The 9,471-nt window shown below is 58.3% G+C and carries 13 protein-coding genes; all 13 read left to right on the forward strand.

Annotation, left to right across the window (positions count from 1 at the left end):
- Positions 1-294 precede the first annotated feature (294 nt).
- Positions 295-618 (forward strand): hypothetical protein, encoded by a 324-nt coding sequence (locus tag QZY44_RS11355; RefSeq protein ID WP_295446253.1) that lies wholly within the window; start codon positions 295-297, stop codon positions 616-618.
- A gap of 10 nt (positions 619-628) precedes the next feature.
- A complete protein-coding gene (locus tag QZY44_RS11360) occupies positions 629-1,099 on the forward strand; it encodes a hypothetical protein (RefSeq protein WP_295446254.1) in 471 nt (156 codons plus the stop codon).
- A gap of 3 nt (positions 1,100-1,102) precedes the next feature.
- Positions 1,103-3,427 (forward strand): hypothetical protein, encoded by a 2,325-nt coding sequence (locus tag QZY44_RS11365; protein WP_295446256.1) that lies wholly within the window; start codon positions 1,103-1,105, stop codon positions 3,425-3,427.
- Positions 3,428-3,844: a hypothetical protein gene (locus QZY44_RS11370; RefSeq protein ID WP_295446258.1), complete on the forward strand. Its 417-nt coding sequence runs from the start codon at positions 3,428-3,430 to the stop codon at positions 3,842-3,844. It abuts the gene before it with no gap.
- Positions 3,841-4,284, forward strand: a complete 444-nt coding sequence (locus QZY44_RS11375) for a hypothetical protein (RefSeq protein ID WP_295446260.1) — start codon at positions 3,841-3,843, stop codon at positions 4,282-4,284. The genes QZY44_RS11370 and QZY44_RS11375 overlap by 4 nt, the downstream gene beginning before the upstream one ends.
- A 61-nt stretch (positions 4,285-4,345) precedes the next feature.
- Positions 4,346-4,714: a Gp49 family protein gene (locus tag QZY44_RS11380; RefSeq protein ID WP_295446262.1), complete on the forward strand. Its 369-nt coding sequence runs from the start codon at positions 4,346-4,348 to the stop codon at positions 4,712-4,714.
- Positions 4,715-4,716: 2 nt separating this feature from the next.
- On the forward strand, positions 4,717-4,968 hold the full coding sequence (locus QZY44_RS11385; protein WP_295446264.1) for a hypothetical protein: 252 nt from the start codon (positions 4,717-4,719) through the stop codon (positions 4,966-4,968).
- A 2-nt stretch (positions 4,969-4,970) separates the two neighbouring features.
- The gene (locus QZY44_RS11390) at positions 4,971-5,549 is read left to right on the forward strand and encodes a hypothetical protein (protein WP_295446266.1); all 579 of its coding nucleotides are present in this window, start codon (positions 4,971-4,973) and stop codon (positions 5,547-5,549) included.
- 23 nt (positions 5,550-5,572) lie between these two features.
- Positions 5,573-6,007: a glycosyl hydrolase 108 family protein gene (locus QZY44_RS11395; protein WP_295446268.1), complete on the forward strand. Its 435-nt coding sequence runs from the start codon at positions 5,573-5,575 to the stop codon at positions 6,005-6,007.
- Positions 6,008-6,017: 10 nt separating this feature from the next.
- The gene (locus QZY44_RS11400; protein WP_295446269.1) at positions 6,018-6,800 is read left to right on the forward strand and encodes a hypothetical protein; all 783 of its coding nucleotides are present in this window, start codon (positions 6,018-6,020) and stop codon (positions 6,798-6,800) included.
- 10 nt (positions 6,801-6,810) lie between these two features.
- Positions 6,811-7,626: a hypothetical protein gene (locus QZY44_RS11405; protein WP_295446271.1), complete on the forward strand. Its 816-nt coding sequence runs from the start codon at positions 6,811-6,813 to the stop codon at positions 7,624-7,626.
- The gene (locus tag QZY44_RS11410) at positions 7,626-8,000 is read left to right on the forward strand and encodes a hypothetical protein (RefSeq protein WP_295446273.1); all 375 of its coding nucleotides are present in this window, start codon (positions 7,626-7,628) and stop codon (positions 7,998-8,000) included. Before QZY44_RS11405 ends, QZY44_RS11410 begins: the two co-directional genes overlap by 1 nt.
- An 83-nt stretch (positions 8,001-8,083) precedes the next feature.
- Positions 8,084-9,471 (forward strand): hypothetical protein (locus QZY44_RS11415; RefSeq protein WP_295446275.1); only part of this gene is annotated, 1,388 nt, incomplete at its 3' end.

Below are 9,471 nucleotides of genomic sequence, written 5' to 3' on the forward strand. Positions count from 1 at the left end.
AGACCTAGAGATCACTTTCCAGGACAAGACCCGGACATCGACGGATACGTTTATTGTCAATATTGTTGAGGATATCACCCTGTGACTAGCCTCGCTGTTACTGCGGTGACGTCATCTCCATATATTGTGGATATCGTATCGGAAACACCGGCACCCATCATTGTTTCATTAGGGAACCCTGCCGAAATAGTCGTGACCGCTGCGCAGCAAGGACCTCCCGGACCTCCCGGACCCATTGGGCCGCTAGGGCCGGGAACCGCTGAGGCGGCCGAGCCAATCCCAGCCGGAGCCGCGGTGCGCATCACCGCCCAAGGGCTGGCCGCCCTGGCGGATGCAGCAATACCGGGCCGCGGTGAGGTGGCTGGATTGGCCATGGCGGATACTGCATCAGGATTTACCTGCACCTATACCCGGTCAACGGCAGAATCTACCGACTGGTCTGCTGTTACCGGGACAGCGGCTCTTAGCTCTGGCTCGGTCTACTACCTCTCCCCAAGTGTGCCGGGAACGCTGACGACTACTCCGCCCGAGACCGCCGGGCTGGCATTGGTACGCATCGGCCGTGCGGTCGATACGATGACCCTGCAAATCATGGTCGAACCCCCTATTTACCTGTGAGGATAATGCAATGACAACTCGTGTTCCATTGGTGCTGGTTGATGGTATCGTGCGGAGGCTTGCTGCCGGCGATGATGTATCTGGCGCGACGCCTTCGCCGGTTTTTACCCTGTCCAACGCCAATGCAGGCGCGATCACCATCGGCCAAGCAGTCTACTCATCTGCCACCGGTGCGGTTGATTTGGCCAAGGCCGACTCGATTGGGACTTCGCAGGTGCTTGGGCTGGTTGGTCAGGCAACCATCGGCATCGGCGGGAGCGGCACCGTCCAATACGGCGGCGTGCTGAGCAGTGCGAACTGGACTGCGGTGATGGGCGCCACGACCCTGACCGCCGGTGCCGTCTACTACCTGGACGCGAGCACCGCCGGGAAACTTACTGCAAACCCGCCTGACGCGACCGGGAAATATGTAGTAAAGGTCGGCACCGCGCTCAGCACGACTGAGCTGCACATCGAAATCGACTCCCCCGTTGGTGCATAAGGCATGACGACGCGTGTACCGCTGGTCTTGGTTGATGGGATCGCCCGCAGGTTGGCTGCGGGCGATGCGCTGGCCAGTAGTACGGTCGGGCTTGGTAATGTCGCCAACCAGGCGCAACAATTCCTGCATGGATTCCCCAATCGCACAGCGACTACGATTGCTTTCAATAACACAAGCCGCGTCTTCACTCTTGGAGTTGCCGTTGGGGTTACTGCGACCATCTATATCGGAGGCGTATCCTACACGCTATCCAATCCCGGGATAACCGTCGACCTGGACGACAAAACTCTCTCGGTTGGGCTGTGGTTCATCTGGGCAGAGGTATCTGGCGGCGTGGTCGTGCTCAATGCGAGCAAAACCTCGTGGAATGTTCTTGATCAGACGAAAATCCCGGTTGCTCTAGTTTACTGGAATGGCGCGGCTGGTGCGCTTCAGGAAGAACGGCACAGTGCCTATGCTGATTCAGCGTGGCACCAGTGGGCACACGAAACGATTGGAGCGAGAATAGAGAACGATGGGAGCTTTTCCCAGACGTACCCAACAACCTCGGTAGATGGGAAAATCGAGTTGGTTGGCGGGTCGCTATGGGACGAGGACCTAGAAACAACGGTTACAACCGCCCAGGGAAAGCTGATTCGCAACTGGTATGAAACGGCTGCGGCGGCCTGGACATTCGTAGACGGCACCAACAACGCAGGTAATGACCGGCCATATATTTGGAACGCCGGGACATCTAGACTTCAGTACCCCAAAAGCAATTCGAGCTATGCGCTCACCGATGCAAGCTCAAACGACTATATCGCCGTCTGGGTATTTGCCTCGAACGATATAGACAGACCGATTTATACTGTGACGCAAGCGAAGACCGCGCCATACAACACGCTCGCTTTAGCACGCAATGCAGTAATGCCGACTCTGGCGTTCGGTCCGGAGATGAAGCTGCTCTATCGCTGGATTTATCGGGGCGACGGCGAGTACCAGGAGGCGGTGGACTACCGCACGTCCTCATCCCTCCCTGGCGGTGGGGTCACGGCTCCCTCCGCATCCAGCGTCACGGCGATCGCAACCGCTCCGCTCACGGCAGGATCGGTACAGGGTCAGCTTGATGAGGTAGCGGCCATCGTCGGAATCGACGGGCTGGCCGACATCGGTGCTGCCCTGGAAGATGGGGATGAGCTTCCGATCTACGACCTATCAGCGACGGCGTTGAAGAAAAGCGCCCTGTCCCGCGTCTGGACCTACATCTCGGGCAAACTTGGCACGGCGGCGAGCCACGCGGCGACGGATTTCGAGCTCGCCCAGACGGCAGCAACACAAGCGGAAGTGGAGGAAGGTACCGAGGCCGGGCTGCGCTCCCTGAGCCCGCTGCGGGTCAAGCAGGCGGTATCAGCGGCTGTCGGTAGGCTATCGTTCCGTAACAAGATCATCAACGGGAATTTTGATATCTGGCAAAGAGGGAATGGGCCGTTTACGGCGAACGCTGCATACACCGCGGATCGGTGGAAAATATTTAGCCTGGGCTCCAGTTTTACCTCCGTTGCACCGGCGGCTAATACCTCGGGGGTCCCCTCGGACGCATCATCTAAAGCCATCGTACTCACGACTAGCTCGTCCGTCGGGGCGGCCAACTATGCCATGCTGATGCAAAAGATCGAGGGGGGCAAAACGTTGGCGGGGAAGACCGTTACGGTCTCGTTCGCGGCTAAGGTCTCTTCTGGCACTCATTTGCTGGGTGTGGGTTTAATGCAGGTCTTCGGCTCCGGTGGATCGCCGTCGGCTTCTGTTGTTTGCACGGGAGTGTCGGTCCTGCTGACTACCGCGATGACGACCTATTCTGTCACGATTAGCGTGCCATCCATCAGCGGCAAAACCATTGGCTCAGACGGCAACGATTATCTAGAGCTGGAATTTTGGTTCGACGCCGGATCTGGGGTTAACGCGCGGTCGGGATCGGTTGGGCAAGCATCGGGGGCTACGTTTACTATTACCGCGGTGCAGGTTGAAGAAGGATCATACGCTACGCCCTTTGAATATCGCCCGATGCAGATAGAACTGGCTTTGTGCCAGAGGTATTATGAAAAAGGATATTATATCCACCAATTACCAATCGCAAACAATGTAACTTTTATTCCATACTCTATGCCTTTCAAGGTAGTAAAAAGGGCAGCTCCATCTTCTGTTACAAAAACGTCAGCTTCTTTTCAAAACTGTACTGATCAATCAAATGGGTTTTCAGATGAAAGGTTTTGGCAGGCTGTAAACGTTGCCTCTGGAGCCCCTATAATTACATATGTTAACTACAACTGGTCTGTAGACGTGGAGTTATAAATGTATAAACTAACTCAAGGCGGACAAGTCCGAAAAGAAATAGACGGCGGCTATGTTATTGCCAATTTAGAAGACCGCGACTATCTTGCGTGGCTCGCCGTCGGCAACACCCCCGAGCCTGCTGATCCCCTCCTGCCGCCCACGATTGCTCCAGTGGATGCCTGGCAAGGCCGCTATGTGTTGGCCGGTATGCCGCCCGTGACTGAAGGTCCACTGGCATCGTTTCCTGCTGCCAATGTCCTGGCGCAAATGGACCTATTCGTGGCGGCGAATCTCACAGCGCAGGAGCAGGTACGGTACCACGGCGCGAAGACGTGGCGTCCCACTGACCCCATGGTAGCCACTCTGGGCGCCCTGCTGGGCCTGGATGACGCGGCTATCTATGCTTGGTTTGAATCAGCGAGGGCGGTACCGTGAAGTACGACCAGAAAATCTATGACATCCAGAAACGTCTGAGCGAGGAGGGGTACATCGTGACGATTGATGGACACGACGGACCACAGACCCAGAGGGCGCTGCGGGCTGAGGCGCTACGCCAGGCAGCGAAGCAAGTCGTGAAGCAAACGCCGAAGCGGCTCTCATGGATTCTGCGCTTCGCCCTCGCCCGTGCAAGAGAAGCATCGACCTGGCGGGGTATCATCATGCTCGCCGCTGGGAGCTGGGCGACCGCGCACCCTGACCAAGCGGAGGCCGTCATTGCCGCAGGTATCGCCATTGCCGGCGCTATCGGTGCGCTGTTTCCTGACGCTGTTGGTGCTCCTGCTGCTGGGGTGCAGTCACCTGGAGTGTCGGCCCCGAGTGGCCGGCCAGTGGCAGGCAGTACGCCCACTGATCGCGGACCCTTCTTTGAGCCTTGAGCATACCGACTGGGAAGCCCTGCGAGTCGGGCCTGACTGCACTTTCAACTGAGGATACGAAATGACTGACCAAGACATCGAGAACGAAATCCGGGCCATAAATTCCCACGTGGCGCCGAGGGTGACGCTGGCGGATATTGAGGAGGAGATTACCAGCGAATGGACCTTCACCGCGGCACAGGGCGTTGACCAGGCATACCAGGGCAACGTGCAGCCAGAGTGCGTTCCGGGAGTGCTGTGTAGACTAACCTTCTGCGTCCTGGTCCTGCGCAACGGCTTCACTCTGGTCGGCAAGTCATCGTGCGTCAGCGCCGAAAACTTCAACGCTGACCTCGGCCGCAAGTTGGCTCGCGAGAATGCCATCAACCATGCATGGCCGTTGTTCGGATTCGCTTTGGCTGAGCGACTTTATCAGATTGTGCCGGAGTGAAAATGCTACAAGCCATCGCCCTGCAACTGATCTATCGTGCCCTCTCTATGTGGATCGGCTCGGATAACTGGCACTCAGTTATCGATGCGGTAAAATACATCGCCACAGATAAGGTTCTGACCGGAGAGCAAAAACGGCAATGGGTGGTGTCTCATGCCGAGACGTATGCCCTCGCGCTGAGCGGGGCGCTACTCAATCTGGCCATCGAAGCTGCGTACCAGTGGCTCAAAAGCAAAGCGCCCGCGAGTCAGTGACCATGACTGAAGTCCCCACCGATGTGTGTCCCTTCCGCGCGTCCTGTCACATCGACCAAAAAGCGGCATGGGATACCCAATACAAGCGCAACAATAACATTGATGCGCTGTTCGTCAGGTGGGGTAATCGCCTGGATGGTTTTGATATGAACATCAACATCATCAAGACCGAAATGCTGCGGGACCGCGATTACGCCAAGATGCTCCAAAAGGCGTTGCTGGATAGTCAGGCAAGCAGCGCCGAATACATGGCGAGCAATTCTGAAATCCTTCAGGAACTGGCTTTATCAGTGAAAAGCTCGCGCGATGAAGCGGAAAGGAATCACTTGGCGCTACTCGGCGCGGTGACATCCAATGCGATGGTCGCCGGCAACGCCGTGGCTCGCGCGGACGAAGCTGCATCCCGGGCCGACCACGCGCGATCTTTCATCGCAACCGCCGAGGGCCGGGTGAGTACCCTGACCCGGGCTGCCCTGGCTGGCTGGGTGCTCGCGATTGCCGCCGCGGGAACGCTCATTACGCACCTGATCATGGATGTCGGGATGCCTGTCATCGTGCGTTTTTTCCGGGGCTCGCCATGAAAGGAAACTTTGAGCCGTCCCTGGTGCTGGTGCTGACTTTTGAAGGCGGATTCTCGGATCATCCTGCGGACCCGGGCGGGGAGACCATGAAAGGCGTCACGCTCACGACATTCCGGCATTACTTCGGAGCGCACGCGACCAAGGCGGACCTGCTGGCGATCACGGATGCGCAGTTGCAGCGAGTCTATCGTACCTATTGGGATGCGTGTGGATGCGATTCGCTGCCGTCGGGTCTGGACCTGGCAGTCTTCGATTTTGCTATCAATTCGGGGCCAAGCCAAGCGCGCAAGTTGCTCTCCAAGGCGCGCACCATCGAGGGCCTGTGCGATGCACGGTTGGCGTTCCTGCGACACCTACCGACCTGGGGCCATTTCGGAAAGGGGTGGCAGAGGCGCGTCGATGATGTAAGAGATTCAGCCCTGGCAATGGCGCTTTCCGAACTTCCCGATCATCATTGAGGATCAAATCATGACTGTTTCTGCTTCTGCCTTCGTCTTCTCCGGCGACCTCTACATCGATCGGTTGACCGATGCTGGCGTCTCGACCGGATTCTTGGATGTCTCCAACGCCACGCAACTGGCCATCGGCGAGACGACCGACATCAAGACGCAACTGTCGAAGATGCGCGCGACCCGGGGCCAGGTCTTGGCGACCGTCGCCACCAAAAAGCCCGCGACCTTGAAACTCACGCTCAACCAGATCGACAAGGACAAGCTGGCTATGGCCCTGCTCGGAAGCGTCAGCATCCTGACCCAAGGCGCAGCCACCATCGGGGCGGGGACACCAACCGCACTGACCCTGATCCCGGGCCGCTGGGTGCAGATGCCGCATACGAACATCACCGCCCATGCGGCCGGGACCTCGCCCATCGTCATCACCAAAACCGCCGGATCGGTGAACGTCCCTCTCACAGATGTTGAATTTAATCTACGGCAAGGGTTGGTGAAATACGTCGGGACCAGCCTGACCGCGGCGACCGCCTGCACCATGACGTATAAGTATGGCTCGGTCGCTGGCTATACGATCAGCGGCAGCACCACGCCGACCATCAAGGCCACCTTGCTATTGGATGGGCTCAATGTGGTGGATGGGACATCGGTCATTCTCACCATCGATGAGGCCACCCTGACACCCTCAAAAGAGATCGACTTCCTGGCCGACGACTTCGCCACGCTCGAAATGACGGGCGAAATGCGCACACTGTCAGGAAAATCCGCACCCTATACCGTCGAACTCATCAACGCAGCTTGAGGATGAAACTATGACTACCACTGCCTCTGCTTTCGTCTTCTCGGGCGACCTCTACATCGACAGGCTGACCGATGCCGGTGTCTCCACCGGCTATCTGGATGTCTCCAATGCCACACAGATGAGCATCGGCGAGACGACCGACATCAAGACGCAACTGTCGAAGATGCGCGCGACCCGGGGCCAGGTCTTGGCGACCGTCGCCACCAAAAAGCCCGCGACGCTGAAACTCACCCTGGACCAGATCGACCGCGATAAGCTGGCCATGGCCCTACTGGGTACCGTGTCCACGATCACCCAGACGGCTGACGAGGCAACCGGCGAGACGGCCGCCGTGGTGACCCTGATCCCGGGCGCCTGGGTCCAACTGCCACACCGATCGATTATCGCCGACGATACGGGCGCCCAGATATCTGTGGCTCCGATGACGGTTGGCTATGGCGCGGACCCGGACGCAACGCCCACACCGATTGCGGCGACGCCCATCCCGCAAGAGGACCTGGAGTTCAACCTCCGCCTGGGGCTGGTGAAATACATCGGCGACACGCTCACCGAGCCCACCGAGACGACATTCACCTATTTCTATTCGGCCTACACCGGCAGCCTGATCTCCGGGTCAACTACGCCGACCATCAAGGCCAAGCTCAAGCTGGACGGGATCAACGTCGTAGACGGTACCGCCGTAACTGTTACCATCGACGAGGCGACGCTCACGCCATCCAAGGAGGTGGACTTCCTGGCCGACGACTTCGCGGTATTAGAGATGACTGGCGAAATGCGCACCCTCACGAACAAGACCTCGCCCTACACCGTGGACATCATCAGCTAATGCGCAGACAAACAGCAATCGACATGGGCGACAGCCGCAGCGCTGTCGTGCGCGAGCTTCGCGTGCGCGACATGCGGCGCATCCTGGAGCGGGCACAGGACCTACAAAACCTGGCCGAGGTGCCCATTACAGAGCTACTGAGCACGCACCTGCCGGAACTACTGGGCCTGGCCGCCGACAGTCTGACCCTTCCGCCCGAGACCTCGATAGACGACCTGAGCGTGTCGGAGATCGTCGCCATCAAGGATGCGTGGTGGGCACTGCACGCGGATTTTTTCGCCCCCGTCGTCGCTCTCGTAAAGGCGCGCTTGGCGACGACCCTGGACGCACCCTTGACCGCGCCTGCCTCGCCTGCATCGAGGCCGGGCATGTAGCCATCTGGGACTACGGCTGGACGCTTTACCTGACACTGCTGGACTGGCTCGCTGAGCGGGCGCGCGACCGGGAGAAATAGCCAATGGCGACCCAAGATCTCAGCGTCAAAATCCTGCTGGAGGCTGTCGATCAGGTATCCGGCCCGATCAAGGACGTACTGGTGTCCCTGGAGAATCTGAAAACCGGCGCGGCAGCAGACTTCGTGATGACCGGCAATGCCGCAAAGGCAATGGGTACGGAGATCGCCAGCAGTGGCGCCGCCGCCGTCAGTACGACGCAAAAGATCAGGGATTATGCAGATACAACCAAATCCGTGCTGGGGGCCACACTAGAAGGTGCCCAAATAGCAAAGGTCGCTGCCGAAACCGCTAAGATCATTTCAGAGATCAAAGATGGAACAATGGTCGCCATCGCCAAAACCGCGGCTTTAGGTGCTACGGCGGCCTACTTTTCAGCCAAGACCGCAGATGTGCTGGGAGATATTTTAGATAAGGCTTTCAACGGGACTGAAGCCGATAAACAGGCCGCAGGTATGGCGAAGTTGGCCGGAAGTATCGACGCCCTTACCCTTGCGCAAACGGGAAATAGCAAGGCGGCCGATCAGCAAGCCGCAAGCATAGCCAAAGTGACGGAAAGCGTCACCGCGCTCAACCAGGCGCAAACGGATAACAAGGCCGCCGTCGAGCAAGCTGCCAGTCTTGTTAAGATCCGCGAAGCCCTGGCGGCCCAGGTTGGCGAGATCAACGGACTGCGGCAAATCATGGAAAATTCCACGGTCGGCTCGCAAGAATACACCGCCGCCGCCTTGCGCCTGGCGCAGATCATCCCCGGGCTTAACCTGTCGCTTGATCAACATGGGGTCCAGATTGCGCGACTCGGTAAAGGCTACGAAGCGAACACGGTTGCAATCGACGTATACACCGAAGCGCTCAAGCAACAAGATCAAGCGTCGGTAATATCGCAACTGGCGGCGGCGAGTAGCGCATGGTCGAAGAATGAAACCGCAATAAAGGCACAGGTTAGTGCGGTCGAATCGCTCTATGGTGCAAATAATGAAACCCGCACCGGCTTCCAGTCCCTATTACTGGCGGCTGATACCTGGCTGGGCGGCATCGATAAGCTTAACGCAAGAGGCGCTGCGCTGGGAAAGACGCAGGATGAAACAACCGCCGAAATGCACAAGACCGCAGAGGCAGCGCTTGCCAGCGGGCTATCTATCGACCAAATAACAGAGGCAATGGGCAGGCTCGGGCGGACAAAAGAAGAGATCGCACAGGTCAGCGAGTATCTCAGGAAACTGGCGGTGGACGCCGCCGACGCGAAGGCTGCTGCGACTGTTGCAGCAGTGGCCGAGGCCGGGAAGACGGCGGCGCAAAGTCTGCAAGGCGTCATAGATGCGGTGGCTGCCGTGGACAAGCAGATCGCAGATCATCAGAAGAATCTGTCCGCGGCTCAAAAGGCCGAGGATGC

The organism is uncultured Thiodictyon sp., from assembly GCA_903837595.1.
Lineage (GTDB): Bacteria > Pseudomonadota > Gammaproteobacteria > Chromatiales > Chromatiaceae > Thiodictyon.